The organism is Corynebacterium glyciniphilum AJ 3170 (genome assembly GCF_000626675.1).
GTDB lineage: Bacteria > Actinomycetota > Actinomycetes > Mycobacteriales > Mycobacteriaceae > Corynebacterium > Corynebacterium glyciniphilum.
Genome location: NZ_CP006842.1, coordinates 2,943,665 through 2,964,553, shown reverse-complemented (window position 1 = coordinate 2,964,553; position 20,889 = coordinate 2,943,665). Strand labels below are relative to the sequence as shown.

Sequence of the window (20,889 nt, the reverse complement as noted above, 5' to 3'; positions counted from 1 at the left end):
GGGCGGTCTCAGATGTTCAAACCGCCCCCACGTGGTCGGGTCAGCGCCAGTGGTTCTACCCGTGCAGCCGACCCGCGGCAGAGGCCAGGGCGCTGGCGATGGAGAGGTCACGGTCGGCACCGAAGCCGACGGCCCAGACCTTCTTTGTCTGGTGCTGAGCGAAGACGAAGGTGACCGTCGCCTCGAAGATGTCGTACTGGTGGAACTCGAGGATCTCGACGCGTCGCCCGTGGTCGGCGAGGATCTGCGTCATTGCCGACGCAGCGCCCATCGAGGTGATCGACACCTGTGTGCCGGCGTCCTCGCGGAGCCCGGAGATCGTCATCTCGAAGTCCCGCCGACCGGCTGTGCGTCGGGTCGTGGACATCGACTCGACCCGGTAGGTCGAAGGGGCATAGGTGGTGACGAACTTCCGCCACTCCATGCCGCGTGCTTCCTGGCGCATCCCGGCGGGCAGGCGGTGGCCGAAGCGGGCGCGGAACGGGTCCTCGGCGAAGACTCTGGTGCGGTTGCGACGCTTCTCGAGGCGGGTCGGGTTGCCCTCGCGGTAGGTGACGGCCGTGGAACGGCGCAGACCGGGACGGTCGGTGTAGACGGGGGCGAGTCGCTCGTCGTGGGCCTCGTCGGGGCGGGCGAAGCGAATCATTGTGGTGGTGGGCATCCGGTTGTCCTGTGACTCGAACATGAGTGGGTCTTCCCTTGTGCTGGTTACCGTCGGTGGGATGTGGACCGACGCAACCGCTTGCGAGTAGCGTGACTTCCCCGTGGTGGAGGGGTCAGTCCGCGCCTCCACCCGGGTGGGCTACTCGCTTAAGGGTGTTGATCATGCCGATGATGTTATCTGTATCACTGCCGACAGGCAACCTCGGGGTGAACTCTAGGTGGCCAGCGCCCCCGAGCGGGCAAGAAACAGCAGTTCGGCGGTGCCGATCGCGGCGATTTCCGTGGGATCGACGGATTCGTCGGCCGAGTGGATTCGGCAGGACGGTTCCTCGATGCCGAACAGGGCGAGTTCAGCGTTCGGGTACTTCTCGAGGAGGGCGTTGCTCAGGGGGATCGAGCCGCCGGATCCGATCTCGGCGGTCTCGTCCGCGCCGTAGGCGTCCGCGAGGGCCTGTGAGAGCAGTTTGAGTGCAGGTCCGGAGGTGTCCGCGGAGAAGGGTGAGGCCAGGGATTCGCGCTCGATGCTGATTCGGGCGTTGTGCGGCACATGGGATTCCAGGTGCCGGATCAGGGCGTCCTGCCCGTCCTTCGGGTCCATTCCCGGCGGGATGCGCAGGCTCACCACGGCTCCGGCGTCAGCGACGACGGCGTTGACGGAGTCCGCGACGGAGAGTGAGTCCAGTCCTGTGACGGTGATGGACGGCCGGGAGATCGTCAGGTCGTTGGGGTTGAGGCCCTGCGCCGCACCGAGGACGTCCACGCCGTCGAGAACACCGGCGTCCGCGCGGAAGGTGGTTTCGTCGGGTCCACGTCCTTCCCAACGGGCTTCGGAGGTCAGTCCGTCGACGGCGACGAGTCCGTCATCGTCGTGCAGGGTGGCCAACAGCCGGATCAGGGAGAGCAGGGCGTCCGGGGCCGCGCCGCCGAACTGCCCGGAGTGCATCGGCTGCTCGAGAGTCCGCAGTCGGACGGTGACCGGTGCCGTGCCGCGCAGGGCCGTGCAGACGGCCGGGACGCCGAGGGCGTCGTTGCCGGAGTCGGCGATGAGGAAGGTGTCGGCGGCGAAGAGCTCCGGGTTGGACGACAGCAGGTCCTCGAGACCGTACCCGCCGCGCTCCTCGGAACCTTCGACGACGACGCGGATGCCGATGCTCGACAGAGCGGTCGCCGTCTCGTCATCCAGGTCACCGGAGTCGATGAGGGCATTGAGTGCGCGCAGGACGGCGAGGTGCATGACCACATGACCCTTGCAGTCGGCGGCACCGCGTCCGTACCAGCGCCCGTTGCGCTCGGTCAGCGACCACGGGGAGGAGGTCCAGTTGTCGACGTCGCTGGCCGGTTGCACGTCGTAGTGGGAGTAGAGGAGGACGGTGGGCCAGCCTTCGGCCGCGTCGCGGACACCGATGACCGACACTGACCCGTCGGTGGTGGTGTGCGGTTCCACCGGGATCCCCTCCGCGCGGAAGGCGTCGGTGACCCATTGGGCCGCACCGGCATTGTCCTTCTCCAGGCCCGGGGTCGAGTGCACGGAGCGGAAGGCGACGAGGTCGGTGAGCGCCTGCTGCAGCCACGGCATCTGTTCGGCGACTGCCGCGCGTGCGGATTCTGCGGTGAGAGTGTTGTTCTCGGTCATGTGCTCCAGCGTAGCCGTGTCCGGTACCTTGCACTCGGCGGGGGAGACTGCTAGAAACAGGGGTTAGCACTTGCTCATGCGGAGTGCTAGAACGAACAACAGAAATGAAGTCTCACTCAGGTGCAGTGAGGATGGACGTCGCGGCATGCGTCCGTCCGTGCCGTCGCGGGCGCTGGATCTGATCCGAACGTGTCGCTCCTATCTCTACAACGGAGGATCAAGAGCCACATGGCAAAGATGATTGCATTCGACGAGGAAGCTCGCCGCGGTCTGGAGAAGGGTCTCAACACCCTCGCCGACGCGGTGAAGGTCACCCTCGGCCCGAAGGGCCGCAACGTTGTGCTCGAGCGCAAGTGGGGTGCCCCGATGATCACCAACGACGGCGTCACCATCGCCCGGGAGATCGACCTCGAAGACCCCTACGAGAAGATTGGTGCGGAGCTCGTCAAGGAGGTCGCCAAGAAGACCGACGACGTCGCGGGTGACGGCACCACCACCGCCACTGTCCTGGCACAGTCCCTGGTGAAGGAAGGCCTGCGCAACGTCGCCGCCGGCTCCAACCCCATGGGCATCAAGCGCGGCATCCAGGCCGGTGTCGAAAAGGTCACCGAGGCTCTGCTGGCCGGCGCCAAGGAGATCGAGACCCGTGAGCAGATCGCCGCGACTGCCGGCATCTCCGCCGCGGATGAGAAGATCGGTGAGCTGATCGCTGAGGCGATGTACGCCGTCGGCGACGGTGAGCTGAACAAGGACGGTGTCATCACCGTCGAGGAGTCCAACGCATTCGGCGTCACCCTGGAGACCACGGAGGGTATGCGCTTCGACAAGGGCTACCTGTCGGCGTACTTCGCCACCGACGTCGAGCGCGGCGAGGCTGTCCTGGAGGATCCCTACATCCTCCTGGTCTCCTCGAAGATCTCCAACGTCAAGGACCTGCTGCCGCTGCTCGAGAAGATCATGCAGTCCGGTAAGCCGCTGCTGATCATCGCCGAGGACATCGAGGGTGAGGCACTGTCCACCCTGGTGCTGAACAAGATCCGTGGCACCTTCAAGTCCGTCGCCGTCAAGGCCCCGGGCTTCGGTGACCGCCGCAAGGCCCAGCTGCAGGACATCGCCATCCTCACCGGTGGCCAGGTCATCGCTGAGGAGGTCGGCCTGTCCCTCGAGACCGCTGACCTGCCTCTGCTGGGTACTGCACGCAAGGTCGTCGTCACCAAGGACGACACCACCATCGTCGATGGTGCCGGTTCCTCCGAGCAGCTCTCCGGCCGGGTCCGTCAGGTCCGTCAGGAGATCGACAACGCGGACTCCGACTACGACAAGGAGAAGCTGCAGGAGCGTCTGGCCAAGCTGGCCGGCGGCGTCGCAGTCCTCCAGGTCGGTGCTGCCACCGAGGTCGAGCTCAAGGAGCGCAAGCACCGCATCGAGGACGCCGTGCGCAACGCCAAGGCTGCCGCAGACGAGGGTATCGTCGCCGGTGGTGGCGCCTCGCTGCTGCAGGCAGCCCACGTGCTGGACGGCAACCTCGGACTCGAGGGGGACGAGGCCACGGGCGTGCAGATCGTCCAGGCCGCCCTGTCCTCACCGCTGAAGCAGATCGCCTTCAACGCCGGCCTCGAGCCCGGCGTCGTGGTCGACAAGGTCGCCGGCCTGGATGCAGGCCACGGCCTGAACGCCGCCACCGGCGAGTACGTCGACCTGCTGTCCGCGGGCATCTCCGACCCGGTCAAGGTCACCCGTTCCGCACTGCAGAACGCTGCCTCGATCGCCAGCCTCTTCCTCACCACTGAGGCTGTCGTCGCCGACAAGCCGGAGCCTGAGGCTGCCGGCGCCGGTGCCGACGAGATGGCAGGCATGGGCGGCATGGGCGGATTCTGATCCGTCTCTGATTCGTCCGGTCCTCTGACCCCGGCTCGTTCCACGATGACATGTGTGGGATAGAGACGGGGTCGACCTGTATCCGCCCCCGCTCAGCTCGTCGTGAGCGGGGGTGACCCGTCTCCGGAGCCGTGTGGTGACGTCGGAGAACCATTAGCATGGAAGCATGACCAAGGACAGTAGCGATCAGGGCGCACCGGACGAGCAGGACTTCCACATCGTCGATCTGGCGGCGACTGAGGGCTACATCGTCGATGACTCGGATGAGGACGATCCGGTCCTGATCACGCCGGACGGGCACCGCGTCGACACGTGGCGGGAGAACTACCCCTACGAGGAGCGTCTCAGCCGCGAGGAGTACGAGACCACGAAGAGGTCTCTCCAGATCGAGTTGCTGAAGTGGCAGAACTGGACGAAGGACACCGGCCAGAAGCACATCATCCTTTTCGAAGGCCGCGACGCCGCCGGCAAGGGCGGGACGATCAAGCGGTTCAATGAACACCTCAACCCCCGTGGTGCGCGGACCGTCGCCCTGGAGAAGCCGAGTCCGCGGGAGTCGACCTCCTGGTACTTCCAGCGCTACATCCAGAATTTCCCGTGTGCCGGTGAGATCGTCTTCTTCGACCGGTCCTGGTACAACCGGTCAGGCGTGGAGCGCGTGATGGGCTTCTGCACGGACGACCAGCACGCGGAGTTCCTGCGCGAGGTGCCGATGCTGGAGAACATGCTCATGGGATCCGACATCAGTCTGACCAAACTGTGGTTCTCGGTGACACAGAAGGAACAGCGGACCCGGTTCGCCATCCGTCAGGTTGACCCGGTACGGCAGTGGAAGCTTTCACCGATGGATCTGGCGTCCCTGGACAAATGGGACGACTACACCCGGGCCAAGGAGGAACAGTTCCGCTACACCGATACCAATGAATCGCCGTGGATCACGATCAAGTCGAATGACAAGAAGCGTGCCAGGCTCAATGCGATGCGGTATGTGCTGAGCAAGTTCAACTACACGGGTAAAGACTACGACGTGGTCGGCCAGCCGGACCCGAAGATCGTGAAGCGCGGACGAGACCAGATCGGGGACTGATTAGTCGGTGTCGTCTTTCGGGGCGGTGTCGGAGCTCTCGTCGCCATCCACCCCGTCGCCTTCTTCCTCTGCCGCGATGATCGACTTCGCCAGCTTCTTCAGGTGCTTCAGCTGCTTGGAGGTCGACTCGTCGAGCGCCTCGTCCTCCGCGCTCTGCACGATGGGGGACAGGACCAGCTGAGCTTTCCTGCCCTTCTTGGTGACGGAGATGATCTGACGCCGTCGGTCGTTGGGGTCCTTGTCCCGCTTGGCCAGCTTGCGCTTCTCCAGCGAATCGACGAGACGGACCATGTCAGAGCGGTCCACCCCGATGATCTCGCCCAGTTCGGCCTGGCTGGCGGCATCTCCGTCCACCAGGTAGGTCAACACCCAGTATTCCCGGAGATTGAACCCCTCCTGCATCAACGCGGTCTCCACGAAGACGCGGGTGCGACGACGGAGCCGCTCAAGCTGGAACGACGGCGACTTCAGGAGCTCGCTGGGTAGATGCGCGGTTTCTGGCATGCTCCCACCCTATCGTCTTCCGAATGGGATAAACGAACTATGGGGGTCCCCCGCTATTGCGGAGGTGATGTTTCTACCCCTCGGTGCCGACGATGGGCAGTCCAGCGTCGCGCCAGCCGATGGTTCCGGACCCCACGTTGATGGTGTCGATGCCGTTCATCTCCAGCCACTGTGCGGCCTTGGCGGACCGGCCGCCCGAGAGGCAGATCAGGTACACGTCGCGGTCGAGGTCGAACTCGCCGTAGCGTGACTGCAGTTCGGAGAGCGGCAGGTTCGTGGCGCCCTCAGCGTGCCACTGGTTGAACTCGTCCGGCTCGCGGATGTCGATGAGCTGGGCCCCGTCCGGGACCTCGGTCGGTGTCACTGTCTCGAAATCACTCATGGTGCCCCAGTGTACGCAGCGTCGTGCGGGCTTCGCCGCACCCCGGTACGGTCAGCGCCATGGCTGATGATGACGAGACCAGAGTGGCCGCAGAGTTCCGCGTGGAGATGCAACGCATCGCGGTGCCACCGCCGGAGCCCGCGCCCGCCAGTCACCGGACACTGCCGGTGGAGATCGCGACCTGGATGATCGAGGATGACTGGTTTCCCGTCCCGGACCTCGGTGACACGATTGAGCTTCCTCTGCTCTTCAGTGAGGTCACGTCCGTCGGCGGCGAGTGCGCCTGCGATGATGTTGTCACGGTGGACGCCTGGGCCGACGAGGACGCGTCGTTGCCGGGTGGCGTCGACCGGGGCGCAGGTCCGCGCTGGCCGACGATCCTTCGTGGCGACGGATGGACGGCAGAATGGTCCGCGTCGCGTCCGGTTGCCGGCCACGTCCGGGTCACCGGACGACTGCGGTATGAACCGGACATCTTCGGTACCGGCCGCTTCCCGCCGACCCGCGGTGCCGTCCGGCGCATCAGGCTCTGCGGTGACGGAGAAGAAGTTGATGTCGCCGGTCTCCGACCACCGTTCCCCGCCTCGTGGTCCGGGGGCGTGCGCCGCAGGGTCTGGCGCGCCCATGTGATCCTGGATCTCGACGATGCCACCGCACCGCAGCCGCGTGAGAGTAGACCTGGCTGGCAACGCGGGTTCGCCGTCAGCCCCGCAACGAGCGTGGACGGGCGGGAGAGCACCGTCGCGCTCTGGCGTCTCGATGATGAGCTACCCGTGCTCTGGCGCGTGGATCCTGCTGGCGGGACGTCCGACAGCGTGCCGTTGCCGGTGAAAATCGGTGACATTCAGACCCGCCTCCCGGGCGTCCTGACAGCGCACAACGGTGGCTGCCAGGTCTCTCTCACCGGCGGTCGCCGACTACTGGTCACCGGGGGCGGCCCCGGCTCCGAGGTCCAGGTTAATGAGGTCGCGGATCCTCCGGCACTGCGGGAGGATCCGGAGGGCGGGAAGCGTCCTCAAGAGGTTGTCGTCGCGCCAGAGTCCTGGGGTGGTTGGGGCGTCGGACGGTACGGGCCGACGCAGGCCCGGCTGCCAGAAACGCCTGTCTCCGCCTACACAGGCCCTGTCCGCACCGGCGTTCTGGAACTCGGGCGGGTCAGCGCGCAGGGGGACATTACCTGGATAACGCCGCATGAGATCAGCGGACCGTCCGCCTGCCCGGGTGTGCTCGCCACCGATGATGTGGTGATGACCTGGAAGGACAATGCCCTCCAGTACCTGGACCGGAACCTGCAGGTCACCGGCGAAGGTCACCTGCCGGACGATATATGCTCCGAGAACATGGAGTTCGCCACCGCAGGGCCCTGGCTCGCGGTGCAGTCCCTGCACGTGGCGACTTCGCAGGCGGGCGAGGTGACAAAGGACCGCAGGCTGTACCTGCTGGACCCGCTCACGATGGAGGCCGAGTTCAGTGCGCCGTGCACCTGGCAGGTGCAGGTGCAGGCAGACGGTCGGGACACCGTGTGGCTGGCCGACGGCGACCTCCGGTGCGTCACCTGCGACGGGGACGGCGGCTGGACGGCCCGCACGGTGTGGCGCGAGCAGGAGTCCACGGAATGACGAAACCCCCGCCGCCGTGAGGTCACGGCGACGGGGGAGGGGGACGCCTGGGACATCCCCGGGCATCCGGTGCGTCCTACTTGTGCCGCTCGACAGCTTCGGCGAGGATCCGCTCGGCCTCGGCCTTGTCGCCCCAGCCGGAGCCGTTGACTTCCTTGCCGGGCTCTAGGTCCTTGTAGTGGACGAAGAAGTGCTCGATCTCGTCCTTGACGTCCTGGGCGATGTCGTTGATGTCCTGGAACTTCTCGTAGCGCACGTCGTCGACGACGCAGAGCAGCTTGTCGTCGCCGCCGGCTTCGTCGGTCATCTTGAAGACACCGACCGGGCGGGCCTCGACGATGACACCCGGGAACACGGACTCCGGCAGGATCACCAGGGCGTCCAACGGGTCGCCGTCCTCGCCGAGGGTCTCGTCGATGAACCCGTAGTCCGCCGGGTAGGCCATCGGGGTGAAGAGGTAACGGTCGAGGTAGACCTTGCCGGTCTTGTGGTCGACCTCGTACTTGTTGCGGGAACCCTTGGGGATTTCGATGGTGACTTCGATGCTCATGGGTCGTGAGTTTACCCTGACCGCTCAGCGGTGTCGGCGATTGCCGCCAGGGTCTGGTCCATCCCCTTCTTCAACTCGGATTCGAAGGTCTCGTTTCCGCCCAGGGCGGCGGCGACCATGGCCCGCGAGATGATGGTGGTGTCGCCGGTGACGATGCGTGATTCGGCGAGTTCAGTGGTGCCGTCACCGTTGTCGGTGAGGTCGAACCGCCACCTCGAGCCGTTGATCGGAACACGCCACTCCAGCCCGTCATTCGGGGACCACCGGGTGATCTTCGACCAGGTGGGCCAGAACAGCACGCCCCGTCGGTTGAGGTTCAGCGTGGTTGTGCCGACTCCGGGCGTGCCGCCGAGGACGAACATTTTCTTGCACTGGGGGCTGCGGTCGCCCATGGCTGTGAGGTCGGAGACTGCTGCCCAGACGTTCTCGGGCGTGGCATTGATGGTGCGTGTGGTGGTGATCAGCTCGGTCGTCATGGCCTAGACACTACGGTCCTGCTCCCTGTCAGCGCAGGCGATTACAGAGGATGGCCCGGTCCGGTCCGGCCACGCCCCCACGGTGGCATGCTCCGGTGTGATGATGGTCGTCGGATACTCTGGTGGGGTCCCACATGCACTGAGCTCCCTCGCAGGAAGGCACCGATGCCCCGATGAGCAAGTCCGCCTCGCGCCGTTGGCTGTACGGCATCCTGGCTTTCCTCGTGGTTGTCATCGTGGTGGTGGCTGCCGCGCTGGTGGTGCACCAGCGCAACGCCTACACCGTGGCGGACGCGCAACCGTTGCCTGAGCCGACGGCCGTCCTCGCCCCGGCACAGACGGACGGCCCGGCCCCGGACGTCAGCGACGAACTCGCGGGGCCGGCATCCGATCCGGCATTGGGGAGGTTGTCCGGGCATGTCACAGACATCGCCTCGGGCGAGGAGGTCTGGTCGGAGAACCCGGACACCATGCTTGTCCCCGCGTCCGCCACGAAGCTGGCGACGGCGACCGCGGCGCTCGTCACGCTCGATGAGGATGAACGGGTCCAGACGAAGGTGTACCCGGGGGCGAAGCCGGGGCAGATCGTCCTGAAGGGCGACGGCGACATCACCCTGGAGCGGTCTGCGGGATCGGGTTTCTTCACCTCTCCGGCGAATATCGATGACCTTGCGTCACAGGTCACCGATGCTCTGGACGGGAGCAGTGAAGGCAGTGAGGTCAATGAGATCGTCGTGGACAATTCGGCCCGCGCCGGGTCACTGTTCAACAAGACGTGGTCGCGTGATGACATCGGCGCCGGCAATGTCGCCCCACTGTCGGCGGTGATGCTGGACGCCGGTCGGTTGGATCCCACGGACTCTTACTCGCCGCGGTCGACGACCCCGGCCTCCGATGTGGGTGATTCCCTTGCTGCGGCGCTGGGAGCTGACGGGGCCACGGTCTCGGTGACCGACAGCGCGGTCGACGTCGGCGAGGAGTCGGCGTTGGCGACGGTGTACTCCGCACCGCTGAGCACTCGTATCCGCGACATGCTCCTGCACAGCGACAACCTGCTTGCCGAGGCGATTGGGCGGGAAGTCGCCCAGGCACGGGGCGAGGATCCGACGTTCGACGGGGCTACGACTGCGACACTTGCGGCACTGACGGACGAAGGTCTGGACGTCAGCAAGGTGGTGTTGCGCGACAATTCCGGGATGAGTGAGAGCAACCGGCTCAATGCCCGCATCCTCGACGGTATTATCACTGCGGCCGGGACCGATGACAAACTGCGGGTGATGCTGGACGGGCTACCCGTCGCCGCCGGTAACGGAACGCTGCTCGACCGTTACGGTGACGGGTCGGGAGCCACGGGCGGAGCCGGTTGGGTCCGTGCGAAGACCGGAACCCTGGACGGGGTGAACACGTTGGCGGGCACGGTCACGACTGAGGCGGGACGGACCCTGAGTTTCGCGTTTCTGTCGAACGGTTCCGATGCGGATGAGGGCCGGGCGGCGCTGGACAGGCTCGCGGCAGCTCTGCGTTCGGCGACGTGAACCGGGGTGGTATCACTTCCGGAGCGTGGCCGAGCCAGGTCCGGGGAACTCGGAGGCGCCCCGCATGATTGACACACCCCACACCCTCGAGGTCCGTCGCAGTCTGGGGCGCTTCCTCTCGGCACATGCTCCGCGCCTTTCCCGCGGGGATGCGGTGGTCTGTGGCGTATCCGGGGGCGGGGACTCATTGGCACTGGCCGCGGCCTGCGTGCATGCCGGACTCGACGTGACCACGGTGACCGTTGACCACGGTCTACAGGACGGTTCTGCCCAGGTGGCCCGGGACGCGGCCCGGACCTGTCGCGTCCTCGGGGCGACGGCACGGACCGTGCGGGTACAGGTCGCAGGTTCAGGGGAGGCAGATGCCCGGGACGCGCGGTACCGCGCGTTGGGGGAGTGTGCGGACGGTCGGCCCGTTCTGGTGGCACACACCGCCGACGATGACGCCGAGGGTCTGTTACTGGCTCTGGCGCGAGGGTCGGGGACGGGTAGCCTCGCCGGCCTACGCGAGGTCACTGATGACCACCCGGTCGTCACGGCGGGCGCCGGATGGCTCGGACGCCCGCTCCTGCACGCGACCCGTGCGGACACCCTCGGCAGCTGCGCGGAGCTTGAACTCGACGTCTGGCATGATCCGCACAACTCCAGTGCCACGATCCTGCGGTCGCGTGTCCGCAATGAACTGCTTCCCCTCGCACGGGAAATCCTCGGCGAGCATGTCGGTGATGCGCTGGCGCGTTCGGCCCGGCTGCTCCGGGAGGACGCCGACCTGCTCGACGACCAGGCACGGCGGGTGTTGTCCGATGTCGGTGGGGCCGCCCCGGCGACCCTCCCGGTCGGTGCAGTCGCAGGACGCCCCGCACCGCTGCGTCGGCGCGTCCTGCGTCAGTGGCTGGGAGCGAGGGTGGGGCCGTTGACCTCACGGCATCTGGAGGCACTGGATGCCCTGATTGCCGACTGGCACGGGCAGGGTGCGGTCGCGCTACCGTATCCGGCGACCGGGTCACCGTCGGCACCGTCCCAGACCTCTACAATGGGGGGCACCCGTCGACTGGTGGTGCGTCGCCGTCGGACGGCCACCGGCAGTCAGCTAGTACTAGAGCAAGAGGACAGGACCCCGTGATGATCGCCAAGAGTGCCGACGTGCCCGACAACTGTTACCACGATGACGTCGAGGGTGTTCTCGTCGACGAGGCCACGCTCCACGCCAGGATCGCTGAGATGGCGAAGGCCGCCAGCGACCGCTACCGGGGCGAGGACGAGGACACGATCCTGCTCTGCGTGCTCAAGGGGGCGACCTACTTCATCGCGGACTTCGCCCGGGCGATGGACATTCCCACCCAGATGGAGTTCATGGCGCTGTCCACCTACGGTCAGTCAGCGGAGTCCTCCGGCACGGTGGAGATCCGCATGGATCTGACCCGCGATATCGCGGGGCGGAACGTGATCATTCTCGAGGACATCATCGAGTCGGGCATCACCCTGCACTGGTTGGTCGACCATCTCAAGGGCAGGGGCCCGAAGAGCCTCGAGGTGGTCACGTTGCTGCGCAAGCCGGAGGCGGTGGAGCGCGACGTGGAGACGACCGACATCGGCTTCGACATTCCCAGTGACTTTGTGGTCGGATACGGCCTGGACTACGCCGAGCGTTACCGTGACCTGCCGTGGGTCGGGACGCTGCGCCCCAGCGTGTACAGCTAGGAACGGCGTGTCCGGTCCTGCGATACGCTAGTGGGACTATGAACAAGAAGAGGGTTCTGAGGATCGCCGCCATTGTTGCCGCGGTTCTCGTCGTCATCTACGCCTTCGGTGTGCTCACCGACTCCACCCGCGGCTACGACGACGTCGACACGTCGGTGGCCATGAAGCAGTTCGACGACAACAACGTCGCCGAAGTGCAGATCAACGACCGTGAGCAGCAGTTGCAGATGACGCTGCGCAACGACATCAGTGTCGACGGCAAGGACGGGATCGACCAGGTCACCGCGCAGTATCCGGCGCGTGCCGCCGACACCGTCTTCGACCGCGTCGAGGCGTCGGACGCCGACAGTTACACCACCAACGTCACCCAGGACAGCATCCTCGGGTCCCTGCTGGTCATGCTGCTGCCGATCCTGCTGATCGGTGGTCTGCTGCTGTTCTTCCTCACCAGGATGCAGGGGGGTCCCGGTGGTGCGTTCAATATCGGAAAGTCGAAGGCCAAGGAACTCAACGTCGACAACCCGGACACCACCTTCGACAATGTCGCGGGTGCGGACGAGGCGGTCGAGGAGCTCGACGAGATCCGTGACTTCCTGCAGAACCCGGAGCGCTACGAGCACCTCGGGGCGAAAATCCCCCGCGGCGTGCTGCTCTACGGGCCTCCCGGTACCGGTAAGACACTGTTGGCTCGCGCGGTGGCCGGCGAGGCAGGGGTGCCTTTCTACACCATCTCCGGTTCAGACTTCGTCGAGATGTTCGTCGGTGTAGGCGCTTCCCGGGTGCGTGACCTGTTCAAGACCGCCAAGGAGAACAGTCCCTGCATCATCTTCGTCGACGAGATCGACGCGGTGGGACGTCAGCGTGGTGCAGGCATGGGCGGCGGCCATGACGAGCGGGAGCAGACACTCAACCAGCTGCTCGTGGAGATGGACGGTTTCAGCGACCGGGAGAACGTCATCCTGATGGCTGCGACGAACCGTCCGGACATCCTCGACCCGGCGCTGCTGCGCCCGGGACGGTTCGACCGCCAGATTCCTGTCAGCAACCCCGACATCGCCGGACGTGAGCAGATTCTGCGCGTGCACTCCGAGGGCAAGCCCCTGGCTCCCGATGTGGACCTGAACTCCCTGGCGAAGCGCACCGTGGGTATGTCCGGTGCGGACCTGGCCAACGTCTTAAACGAGGCGGCGCTGCTGACGGCCCGCGTGGACGGGAACGTCATCACCGGAGATGCGCTGGAGGAGGCGACCGACCGTGTCATCGGCGGCCCTCGTCGCAGCACGAAGATCATCTCGGAGCACGAGAAGAAGGTCACCGCCTACCACGAGGGTGGCCACACCCTCGCCGCCTGGGGAATCAAGGACATCGAACGGGTCTACAAGGTCACCATCCTCGCCCGCGGACGTACCGGCGGTCACGCCATGGCTGTCCCTGAGGATGACAAGGGCATGTACAACCGGTCGGAGCTTTTCGCCCGCCTGGTCTTCGCCATGGGTGGCCGCTCCGCCGAGGAACTCGTCTTCGGTTCGCCGACCACCGGCGCCTCCGCCGACATCGAGCAGGCGACGAAGATCGCGCGCTCCATGGTCACCGAATACGGCATGAGCCCGGAACTCGGTGCGGTGAAGTACGGCGAGGAGCAGGGGGACCCCTTCGTCGGGCGGGGAGGCCAGGGTTCCCTGGAGTACTCGCCTGCCGTGGCTGCGACTATTGACGACCAGGTCCGCATGCTCATCGAGAAAGCACACGGGGTGGCCTACCGGATTCTGCGCGACAACCGCGACTACCTTGACCGTCTCGCCGAGAAGCTGCTGGAGAAGGAGACGCTGCGTCGCCCGGACCTCGAGGCGATCTTCGAGGACATGGAACCGGTCGAGGTCAACGACATCTTCCCGAACCAGGACATCGACCACCCGAAGGATTTCCGCGAGCCGGTGAAGACGCCCACCGAACTGGCCCGGGAGCGGGGCGAGGAACTCCCCGCCCGTAACGACTTCTTCTCTGAGGCGCGCAAGGCCCGTATCGAGCGGCGCCGACGCCAGCAGGCGGATGAGCTGGAGCAGAAGCAGGACCACCCGTCGGCACCGCGGACCCCCGGGCGCTGGAGCGGGCAGTCGCACCCCGACCACCTGTGGGGTGGTCAGGACCGGGTGAATCCGGACGAGCCGGGCCGACATCCTGGTGAAAGCAGCTACGGTACGTCCGGGGATGCTGGGAGCGCCGGAGACGGCGGGGAGCAGCCGTTGCGTGGTTTCCGACTTCCGGACGGTGAACAACCGGACAACCCGTGGACAAGTGACGATGCGCCGACGCGTAATCTGAGGGCCCAGGACAGTGGCCACAATGACGGTGGACGCCACCACCGCCCCGACGACTCCGATGAGAAAGACTGATCTGACACCGTGACCGACTCTGTGACCGACAGTGACAACAGCCGCGACGGCGGCCGGGTCTTCGACCAGGCGCGCGCCGAGGCTGCGGTGCGTGAACTCCTGCTCGCCGTGGGGGAGGACCCGGACCGGGAAGGACTGCAGGAGACCCCGGCCCGCGTCGCCCGTGCATACCGCGAGTCCTTCGGCGGGCTCTACGAGGATCCGGCGGAGGTACTCGCCAAGACCTTCAACGAGGACCACCGCGAACTCGTCCTGGTCAAGGACATCCCGATCTACTCGACCTGCGAGCACCATCTGGTGCCGTTCTACGGGCACGCCCATATCGGCTACATCCCCGGGGAGTCGGGGACGGTCACCGGCCTGTCGAAGCTGGCGCGGCTGGCCGACGGCTACGCTAAACGCCCCCAGGTCCAGGAGCGTCTGACCAGCCAGATCGCCGACGCGGTCTCGGAGCGACTCCAGGCGCACGCCGTCATCGTCGTCATTGAGGCCGAGCACCTGTGCATGGCGATGCGCGGCATCCGCAAGCCGGGTGCCTCCACCGTGACGTCGGCGGTCCGCGGTGGTTTCCGTGAGGATGCCCGCTCCCGCGCCGAGGCGCTCAGCCTCATCCGCGGTCACTGAGCGGTAGGCAGGACGGCATTCCCGCGATGGCAGCAATGACAGATACGACAGCCACGACGGCAGTGATGGGGATCCTCAACGTCACCGAGGATTCCTTCTCCGACGGAGGGGAGTGGACGACCACCGACCGGGCTCTCGCTCACGCTCGGGCCATGGTCGCCGATGGTGCGGACATCATCGACGTCGGTGGGGAATCGACCCGGCCCGGTGCCACGCGTGTTCCGGCGGAGCTCGAGGTGCAGCGGGTTGTCCCCGTTGTCCGGGCTCTCCACGCCGAGGGCATCGCCACGAGCGTCGACACGATGCGGGCATCGACAGCGGCCGCCGCGATCGAGGCCGGGGTCGACATCGTCAATGACGTGTCCGGTGGGCTGGCCGACGACATGATGTACCGGACTGTCGCGGACTCCGGGGTCGACTACTGTCTGATGCACTGGAGGGCACAGCGTTTCGAGTCTGCGTCCGGACGCGCCGACCACGGTCAGGACATCGTCGCCGACGTCTGTGATCTGTTGCCGTCTCTGGCGTCCCGGGCCGAGCAGGCGGGTGTTGACGCCGACCGCATCATCCTGGACCCTGGTCTCGGTTTCGCTAAGAACGCCGACGACAACTGGGCGTTGCTGGGGGGCATGCGCTCCTATATGACCCTGGGATACCGTGTGCTCATTGGTGCGAGCCGAAAGAGATTCCTCACCGCCCTACGTCCGGGGCCGGACGGTGCACCGGGCACGCCTGAGTCGGCTGACGACGCGACAGCGGCGGTGAGTGCCCTCGCTGCAGCAGCCGGTGCATGGGCGGTCCGCGTCCACAGCGTTGCCGCGAACCGTGCCGCCGTCGACGTCGCGCATTCCGTGGCCACCGGCCGTGGCCCGGCACTACCGGAAGGATGGAGGGCCCGCCGTGGCTGACCGTATCGAACTGACCGGCCTGGAGGTCTACGGCTACCACGGGGTCTACGACTTCGAGAAGGAGCAGGGGCAGAAGTTCATCGTCGATCTGGTGGTCTGGACGGATTTCACCGCCGCCGTCGCGGATGATGACATCACCAAGACGATCTCCTACGTCGACCTCGCCGACATCGCGGTGGGGATCATCTCCGGTCCGAGCATGGACCTGATCGAGACCGTCTCCGCGTCGATCGCCGACCACATCAACGATGTCGACGGTGTTCTCGCCGTCGAGGTCACCGTGCACAAACCCGATGCGCCGATCCACCACCCGTTCTCTGATGTCCGCGTGGTCGCCCGCCGTTCCCGTAAGACACCCGGGACGAGGACATGACGGACCGCGCTCCTGAAAACCCTGCCGGCACTGCTGACTCGGCCGTCTCGGCTGTCCCTGCCGTCCTGGCGTTCGGGTCGAACCTGCCGGGGGCACTGTCCGGCCCCGAGGAACAGATCCGTCGTGCCGCTGAAGCACTTGCCGCCGTAGACGGAGTCGTCCCCGTCAGCGCCAGCGCAATGTTCGCCACCCCGCCGTGGGGGGTGACCGACCAGGACGAGTTCCGCAACTGTGTCCTCACCATACGTACGACACTTGACCCGCTGACCCTGCTGCACCACTGCCAGGACCTGGAACAGGCGGCACGACGGGTGCGGGCGCGGCACTGGGGTCCACGCACCCTCGACATCGACATCATCGACTATGCCGGTATCCGCAGTGACGGTCGGTGGGGTGAGGAACTCATTCTGCCGCACCCGTGGGCTCACCAGCGCCCGTTCGTCCTGGTGCCCTGGTTGGATGCTGATCCCCACGCCGTGTTGGACGGTCGACCTGTCCGGGAATGGCTGACCGTCTGCGAGGGGCAGGAGGCCGGGGCGGCCGGAACGGCAGAGGGAATCCGTGTGCTTCCCGACGTACGATGGGCCCCATGAACCAGACCAGTGTCGGGCTGCTCGTCACCTCGGCGGTGGCCGCGGGTGTCGTGTCCTTCGCCGCAGTGTGGGTCTTTTACGGCAGTTTTCCCTCGATGAGTGTCAGCGGTTCCACCGCATTGTGGGTTTTCGCCGTGGTGGCGGGGGCGCTGGCGGTGACGGTGCGGCGTCGGATCGCCGCGGGGGAGGTGGGACAGGACCGTTCGCAGATGTCGCCGGTGTTCATCTCCCGGTGCGCCGTGTTCGGCAAGGCCGCAGGGTGGATAGGCTCCCTGGTGGGCGGTTTCTACGGCGGAGTGACGGTGTACGTCCTGCTGCGACACGGAGAGCTACTCGCTGCCCAGCAGGACACCCCGGGAGCGGTGACGTCTCTGCTGGCTGCGGTGGCTATGGCGGTGGCCGGTGTCCTGCTGGAACGAAGTTGTCTCGTTCCTCCCGGCGATGCCGACGGTGAGGAGGGACGCGGAGATGTATTCTTGACGCCATGAGTTCCGCGTATTCGCCCGACGATTCGCACCGGCTTCCTGATCCGTCGAGCCGGAGCGGTTCCTCCACGCCCGGAAACGGCCTGAAGCTGCTGATGTACCTGGTGTTCGTTCTCGCCCTTGCGGCGACGATCATCATGTTCTTCGTCGACTCGGAGGTGTGGCTGAACGTCGCGGTCATCACCTCGTTGTGGGCGGCGTTCTTCGGAGCGATCCTGGTCTCTCGCTATTCCGGGGTGATCGGAGAGGAGCGTAGCCGCCGTCAGGAGCAGGAGCGCCGCCACCGTGCCGAAATGGAACGGGAACGCTCGGAGTCCCAGCGTCGCGAGGTCCAGCTGGAGAACGACTACCGCAGCCGCCTCGGTAACGAGCACGACAAGACGCTCGACGCGATCCGTAAGGAACTGGAGGTGATGCGCGAACAGCTCTCCGACCTGTCCGGTAGTGACTGGAACAGTGAACAGGTGTCGTTGAAGGCGCGTGCGGAGCGCATCATCGAGTTGGAGCGGAACGTCTCCCGTGCCGGCGAGCAGTCACGTCCCACCGATAAGCCTGACGCACGCGGGCAAACGCCGACTACGGGCGTGGAGGGTGCGGCGAGTACGGCCGGGAAGCCCGGCGAGAATCGCTCCGGTGGACGGCGTGGCGGCTTCTCCACGGGTACTTTTGCTGCCGTGCGGTGGTCAGGTGCGGACAGTGAGGACACCACACAGATCCCCATGGTCGTCGACACTCGCTCGATGGATGCTGCTGAGCCGACGGAGGCGGCGTCCACCGCTGACAACGCCGGTGGTGCAGAATCGACGGACCCGGCGCCCCGGGAGACGACGCAGACGCCCGACGCTCGTCCGCGTTGGTCCGAGCAGCAGAAGTCGACTGCTCCGGCCCAGGAAAAGGCCCAGGAAGGCACTCCGGAACAGAGCCCGGAGCCGGCGTCCGAGCCAGCCCCTGGTCGTCGTCGGCGGGCCGAAGAGGCTGAGCCGCACGGTCGTCGCCGGGCCGACGAGAGCGACCAGGGTGTGACCGTCGCCGAACTGATGGCACAGATGAAGAAGAACGCCCGGTAGAACACAGGTAGACTCATCGCCGTGAATGCCACGAGCCCCACCGACCGACAGGAACCCCGCCTGTCGGTCGGTGTCATTTCCGCTGGTGCCGTCGGCACCGCCGTCGCCGAATGCCTGCTGCAGGCGGGTCATCACGTGCACGGGGTCGTGGCCCGGTCAGAGCGGTCCCGCGAGAGGGCCCGGATGCGTCTGCCCGGCGTACCCGTCCACGACAGGTCGGGTATCTCCACTGTGGCCCAGGCGGCCTTGGTGGTACTCGCCGTCCCTGATCCGGAACTCCCGGAGGTCGTCGCCCGCGTGGCACAGGTGGTGCGGTCCGGACAGATTGTCGCGCATACCGCCGGTGCACTGGGATGTGCGGTCCTGCAGCCGGTCACAGACACCGGGGCGTTGCCCTTGGCACTGCATCCGGCGATGACGTTCCTGGACCGGCGTGAGGACTCCGTCAACCTGGGCGGCTGCGCCTGGGGTGTGACCAGCGACTCTGAGACCGGTGCGGCCGTCGCCGACCTCCTTGTCACCTCGATGGGCGGGGTGGCGGTCCCGGTCGCCGAAGACCAGCGCACCGTCTACCACGCCGCCCTGGCGCACGGGGCGAACCACCTGGTCACCCAGGTGGTCGAGTCGCTGCGGATGCTTGACCACGCGCTCGGTGCAGACAGTTTCGCCGGCGAGGACTCCCGGTCGGCCCTGCTGCTGCGCAGGATTCTGCCCGCTGCGGTCGACGGGGTGTTGAACGGCAGGATGGGTGCGTTGACCGGGCCGACGTCCCGGGACGACGCCACCACGGTGATGCGCCACCTGGCTGCCCTGCGCGAACTCAGCACGCCGGCGGGGGGAACCGACCTTGCGGCGGCCTACCGCCAGTCCGCCGAACGAACAGCCCGCGCGGTGGGGGCGCTCAACGTGGAGCGGGCGCTCGACGAAGCCTGACCAGACCTGAATGGGGTTCGGCGGGGGCGGGCGACTATCGTGGCTTAACGTTCCAGGTTCTTATGTCGTCACACCTGTCAGGAGAATTACCGGTGAGTTTCACCCCGGGTCAGGCCACCGTCTACACCGAGATCGACAGCATCGGTGAACTCACCCGTGCCATGCGTAAAGCCGGGCGACCGGTCGTCCTCGTCCCCACCATGGGCGCACTGCACGAAGGGCATCTGGCGCTGGTCCGCGCCGCCCAGCATTTGCCGCGAGCCCTGGTCGTGGTGTCGATCTTCGTCAATCCCCTTCAGTTCGCCGAGGGAGAGGACCTCGACGCCTACCCGCGCACGCTGGACTCCGATGTCGAGAAGCTGGCTGCCGCCGGGGTCGACGCCGTGTTCGCGCCGAGCCCCCGTGAGATGTACCCCAACGGCCCACGCAGTACCGTCCTGCCCGGGCCGGCGGGGGCCGTGCTGGAGGGAGAACAGCGTCCCACCCACTTCGCCGGCGTGCTGACCGTGGTCTCGAAGCTGTTCCAGATCACCAACTGCAGCCACGCTTTCTTCGGCGAGAAGGACTACCAGCAGCTCGTCCTGATCCAGCAGATGGTCACGGATCTCAACCTCGGGGTACAGGTCCACGGCGTACCTGTGGTGCGTGAGTCGGACGGGTTGGCCAAGTCGTCCCGCAACATCTACCTGTCTGATGCCGAGCGTGGGGCGGCTCTGTCGTTGTCCGCGGCCCTGCTCGCCGGTGCCCATGTCGCTGAGGATGGCGCCGAGGCTGTGCTGTCGACCGCCCGCCAGGTTCTGGCCACGTCCACGGATGTGGAGGTCGATTATCTTGAACTGCGGGGGCTCGATCTGGGCGAGGCGCCGGAGAAGGGTGATGCTCGCCTGCTCATCGCGGCGAGGGTCGGTTCTACACGGCTCATCGACAACGTGGGTGTGCCGTTGGGGATCGGGTTCCGCAACATCGGTGAGGACATCGGTGACACCGAGGGCACTGAAGCGGCAGAAGGCCTGACGTCGACGCCAGGCAGAGAGTAGGGTTTTCTACGTGATCCGCACCATGATGAAGTCCAAGATCCATCGGGCGACTGTCACCCAGGCCGACCTGCACTACGTCGGCTCCTGCACTATCGACGCCGACCTGATGGAGTCTGCTGACCTGCTCGAGGGCGAGCAGATCGATATCGTCGACATCGACAACGGCGCCCGCCTGACCACCTATGCCATCACCGGTGAGCGTGGGTCCGGCATGATCTCGATCAACGGCGCCGCAGCCCACCTCGTCCACCCCGGTGACCTGGTGATCATCATCGCCTACGGGCAGTACACCTCCGAGGAACTCAAGGACTACAACCCACGGGTCGTTTTCGTCGACGACGCCAATGAACAGGTCACCTTGGGTGCCGATCCCGCCGACGTCCCTGTGGGGTCCGGGCTGCTGAATCCGCGGTACCCCGCGTAGTGCGGCGCCGGGGGGCTCGCTCTT

The 20,889-nt window shown here is 66.3% G+C and carries 22 protein-coding genes; 16 read left to right on the top strand and 6 right to left on the bottom strand.

What is annotated here, in order from left to right; all coding sequences use genetic code 11:
• Positions 1-55: 55 nt before the first annotated feature.
• Positions 56-685: a hypothetical protein gene (locus tag CGLY_RS13865; protein ID WP_038550188.1), complete on the bottom strand. Its 630-nt coding sequence runs from the start codon at positions 683-685 to the stop codon at positions 56-58.
• A 192-nt stretch (positions 686-877) separates the two neighbouring features.
• Positions 878-2,296, bottom strand: coding sequence for a dipeptidase (locus CGLY_RS13860; RefSeq protein WP_038550187.1), 1,419 nt, complete (start codon positions 2,294-2,296; stop codon positions 878-880).
• A 228-nt stretch (positions 2,297-2,524) separates the two neighbouring features.
• On the opposite strand from CGLY_RS13860, the gene groL reads away from it, so the two are divergent.
• Together groL and ppk2 are read left to right on the top strand one after the other, a co-directional pair.
• Entirely contained in the window at positions 2,525-4,174 is a 1,650-nt protein-coding gene (groL, locus tag CGLY_RS13855) for a chaperonin GroEL (protein WP_038550185.1), read from the top strand.
• A 166-nt stretch (positions 4,175-4,340) separates the two neighbouring features.
• Positions 4,341-5,261, top strand: coding sequence for a polyphosphate kinase 2 (gene ppk2, locus CGLY_RS13850; RefSeq protein WP_052540245.1), 921 nt, complete (start codon positions 4,341-4,343; stop codon positions 5,259-5,261).
• On the opposite strand, the gene CGLY_RS13845 is transcribed toward ppk2, so the two are convergent.
• Positions 5,262-5,765, bottom strand: coding sequence for a MarR family winged helix-turn-helix transcriptional regulator (locus tag CGLY_RS13845; protein ID WP_052540243.1), 504 nt, complete (start codon positions 5,763-5,765; stop codon positions 5,262-5,264).
• A 73-nt stretch (positions 5,766-5,838) separates the two neighbouring features.
• The gene (locus tag CGLY_RS13840; RefSeq protein ID WP_038550183.1) at positions 5,839-6,147 is read right to left on the bottom strand and encodes a rhodanese-like domain-containing protein; all 309 of its coding nucleotides are present in this window, start codon (positions 6,145-6,147) and stop codon (positions 5,839-5,841) included.
• A 59-nt stretch (positions 6,148-6,206) separates the two neighbouring features.
• Here CGLY_RS13840 and CGLY_RS13835 point away from each other — a divergent pair, with 59 nt between their 5' ends.
• Positions 6,207-7,766 carry a hypothetical protein gene (locus CGLY_RS13835; protein WP_038550182.1) on the top strand — a complete coding sequence of 520 codons (1,560 nt, stop codon included), beginning with the start codon at positions 6,207-6,209 and terminating at the stop codon, positions 7,764-7,766.
• 76 nt (positions 7,767-7,842) lie between these two features.
• Here CGLY_RS13835 and CGLY_RS13830 read toward each other — a convergent pair whose 3' ends face one another.
• Positions 7,843-8,316 carry an inorganic diphosphatase gene (locus CGLY_RS13830; RefSeq protein ID WP_038550181.1) on the bottom strand — a complete coding sequence of 158 codons (474 nt, stop codon included), beginning with the start codon at positions 8,314-8,316 and terminating at the stop codon, positions 7,843-7,845.
• Between the two features lie 11 nt (positions 8,317-8,327).
• The gene (locus CGLY_RS13825) at positions 8,328-8,792 is read right to left on the bottom strand and encodes an SRPBCC family protein (protein ID WP_038550180.1); all 465 of its coding nucleotides are present in this window, start codon (positions 8,790-8,792) and stop codon (positions 8,328-8,330) included.
• Positions 8,793-8,965: 173 nt separating this feature from the next.
• Here CGLY_RS13825 and dacB point away from each other — a divergent pair, with 173 nt between their 5' ends.
• The 13 genes from dacB to panD all read left to right on the top strand — a co-directional run bounded on the left by dacB (position 8,966) and on the right by panD (position 20,865).
• Complete coding sequence (dacB, locus tag CGLY_RS13820; protein ID WP_038550179.1) at positions 8,966-10,327, top strand: D-alanyl-D-alanine carboxypeptidase/D-alanyl-D-alanine endopeptidase; 1,362 nt, start codon at positions 8,966-8,968, stop codon at positions 10,325-10,327.
• A 64-nt stretch (positions 10,328-10,391) separates the two neighbouring features.
• Positions 10,392-11,450: a tRNA lysidine(34) synthetase TilS gene (gene tilS, locus CGLY_RS13815; protein WP_038550177.1), complete on the top strand. Its 1,059-nt coding sequence runs from the start codon at positions 10,392-10,394 to the stop codon at positions 11,448-11,450.
• Positions 11,450-12,028, top strand: coding sequence for a hypoxanthine phosphoribosyltransferase (hpt, locus tag CGLY_RS13810; protein ID WP_038550176.1), 579 nt, complete (start codon positions 11,450-11,452; stop codon positions 12,026-12,028). The genes tilS and hpt overlap by 1 nt, the downstream gene beginning before the upstream one ends.
• Positions 12,029-12,066: 38 nt before the next feature.
• A complete protein-coding gene (gene ftsH / locus CGLY_RS13805; protein WP_052540242.1) occupies positions 12,067-14,421 on the top strand; it encodes an ATP-dependent zinc metalloprotease FtsH in 2,355 nt (784 codons plus the stop codon).
• A gap of 9 nt (positions 14,422-14,430) precedes the next feature.
• The gene (folE, locus tag CGLY_RS13800; protein ID WP_227590286.1) at positions 14,431-15,045 is read left to right on the top strand and encodes a GTP cyclohydrolase I FolE; all 615 of its coding nucleotides are present in this window, start codon (positions 14,431-14,433) and stop codon (positions 15,043-15,045) included.
• 26 nt (positions 15,046-15,071) lie between these two features.
• Entirely contained in the window at positions 15,072-15,953 is an 882-nt protein-coding gene (gene folP, locus CGLY_RS13795; RefSeq protein ID WP_038550174.1) for a dihydropteroate synthase, read from the top strand.
• Positions 15,946-16,326: a dihydroneopterin aldolase gene (gene folB / locus CGLY_RS13790; RefSeq protein ID WP_038550172.1), complete on the top strand. Its 381-nt coding sequence runs from the start codon at positions 15,946-15,948 to the stop codon at positions 16,324-16,326. The genes folP and folB overlap by 8 nt, the downstream gene beginning before the upstream one ends.
• Positions 16,323-16,919 carry a 2-amino-4-hydroxy-6-hydroxymethyldihydropteridine diphosphokinase gene (gene folK, locus CGLY_RS13785; protein ID WP_052540240.1) on the top strand — a complete coding sequence of 199 codons (597 nt, stop codon included), beginning with the start codon at positions 16,323-16,325 and terminating at the stop codon, positions 16,917-16,919. Before folB ends, folK begins: the two co-directional genes overlap by 4 nt.
• On the top strand, positions 16,916-17,407 hold the full coding sequence (locus CGLY_RS13780; RefSeq protein ID WP_038553148.1) for a DUF3180 domain-containing protein: 492 nt from the start codon (positions 16,916-16,918) through the stop codon (positions 17,405-17,407). Before folK ends, CGLY_RS13780 begins: the two co-directional genes overlap by 4 nt.
• Entirely contained in the window at positions 17,404-18,471 is a 1,068-nt protein-coding gene (locus CGLY_RS13775) for a DUF6779 domain-containing protein (protein ID WP_038550171.1), read from the top strand. The genes CGLY_RS13780 and CGLY_RS13775 overlap by 4 nt, the downstream gene beginning before the upstream one ends.
• 21 nt (positions 18,472-18,492) lie before the next feature.
• Positions 18,493-19,404: a DUF2520 domain-containing protein gene (locus tag CGLY_RS13770; protein ID WP_038550169.1), complete on the top strand. Its 912-nt coding sequence runs from the start codon at positions 18,493-18,495 to the stop codon at positions 19,402-19,404.
• A gap of 62 nt (positions 19,405-19,466) precedes the next feature.
• Positions 19,467-20,441, top strand: a complete 975-nt coding sequence (panC, locus tag CGLY_RS13765; RefSeq protein ID WP_081803941.1) for a pantoate--beta-alanine ligase — start codon at positions 19,467-19,469, stop codon at positions 20,439-20,441.
• Between the two features lie 10 nt (positions 20,442-20,451).
• A complete protein-coding gene (gene panD / locus CGLY_RS13760) occupies positions 20,452-20,865 on the top strand; it encodes an aspartate 1-decarboxylase (protein WP_038550166.1) in 414 nt (137 codons plus the stop codon).
• Positions 20,866-20,889 lie beyond the last annotated feature (24 nt).

Bases quoted from the DNA above. Each gene is read 5' to 3' on its own strand.
- CGLY_RS13865 (WP_038550188.1), bottom strand. From the start codon at position 685: ATGTTCGAGTCACAGGACAACCGGATGCCCACCACCACAATGATTCGC.
- CGLY_RS13860 (WP_038550187.1), bottom strand. From the start codon at position 2,296: ATGACCGAGAACAACACTCTCACCGCAGAATCCGCACGCGCGGCAGTC.
- groL (WP_038550185.1), top strand. From the start codon at position 2,525: ATGGCAAAGATGATTGCATTCGACGAGGAAGCTCGCCGCGGTCTGGAG.
- ppk2 (WP_052540245.1), top strand. From the start codon at position 4,341: ATGACCAAGGACAGTAGCGATCAGGGCGCACCGGACGAGCAGGACTTC.
- CGLY_RS13845 (WP_052540243.1), bottom strand. From the start codon at position 5,765: ATGCCAGAAACCGCGCATCTACCCAGCGAGCTCCTGAAGTCGCCGTCG.
- CGLY_RS13840 (WP_038550183.1), bottom strand. From the start codon at position 6,147: ATGAGTGATTTCGAGACAGTGACACCGACCGAGGTCCCGGACGGGGCC.
- CGLY_RS13835 (WP_038550182.1), top strand. From the start codon at position 6,207: ATGGCTGATGATGACGAGACCAGAGTGGCCGCAGAGTTCCGCGTGGAG.
- CGLY_RS13830 (WP_038550181.1), bottom strand. From the start codon at position 8,316: ATGAGCATCGAAGTCACCATCGAAATCCCCAAGGGTTCCCGCAACAAG.
- CGLY_RS13825 (WP_038550180.1), bottom strand. From the start codon at position 8,792: ATGACGACCGAGCTGATCACCACCACACGCACCATCAATGCCACGCCC.
- dacB (WP_038550179.1), top strand. From the start codon at position 8,966: ATGAGCAAGTCCGCCTCGCGCCGTTGGCTGTACGGCATCCTGGCTTTC.
- tilS (WP_038550177.1), top strand. From the start codon at position 10,392: ATGATTGACACACCCCACACCCTCGAGGTCCGTCGCAGTCTGGGGCGC.
- hpt (WP_038550176.1), top strand. From the start codon at position 11,450: ATGATCGCCAAGAGTGCCGACGTGCCCGACAACTGTTACCACGATGAC.
- ftsH (WP_052540242.1), top strand. From the start codon at position 12,067: ATGAACAAGAAGAGGGTTCTGAGGATCGCCGCCATTGTTGCCGCGGTT.
- folP (WP_038550174.1), top strand. From the start codon at position 15,072: ATGGCAGCAATGACAGATACGACAGCCACGACGGCAGTGATGGGGATC.
- folK (WP_052540240.1), top strand. From the start codon at position 16,323: ATGACGGACCGCGCTCCTGAAAACCCTGCCGGCACTGCTGACTCGGCC.
- CGLY_RS13780 (WP_038553148.1), top strand. From the start codon at position 16,916: ATGAACCAGACCAGTGTCGGGCTGCTCGTCACCTCGGCGGTGGCCGCG.
- CGLY_RS13775 (WP_038550171.1), top strand. From the start codon at position 17,404: ATGAGTTCCGCGTATTCGCCCGACGATTCGCACCGGCTTCCTGATCCG.
- panC (WP_081803941.1), top strand. From the start codon at position 19,467: ATGTCGTCACACCTGTCAGGAGAATTACCGGTGAGTTTCACCCCGGGT.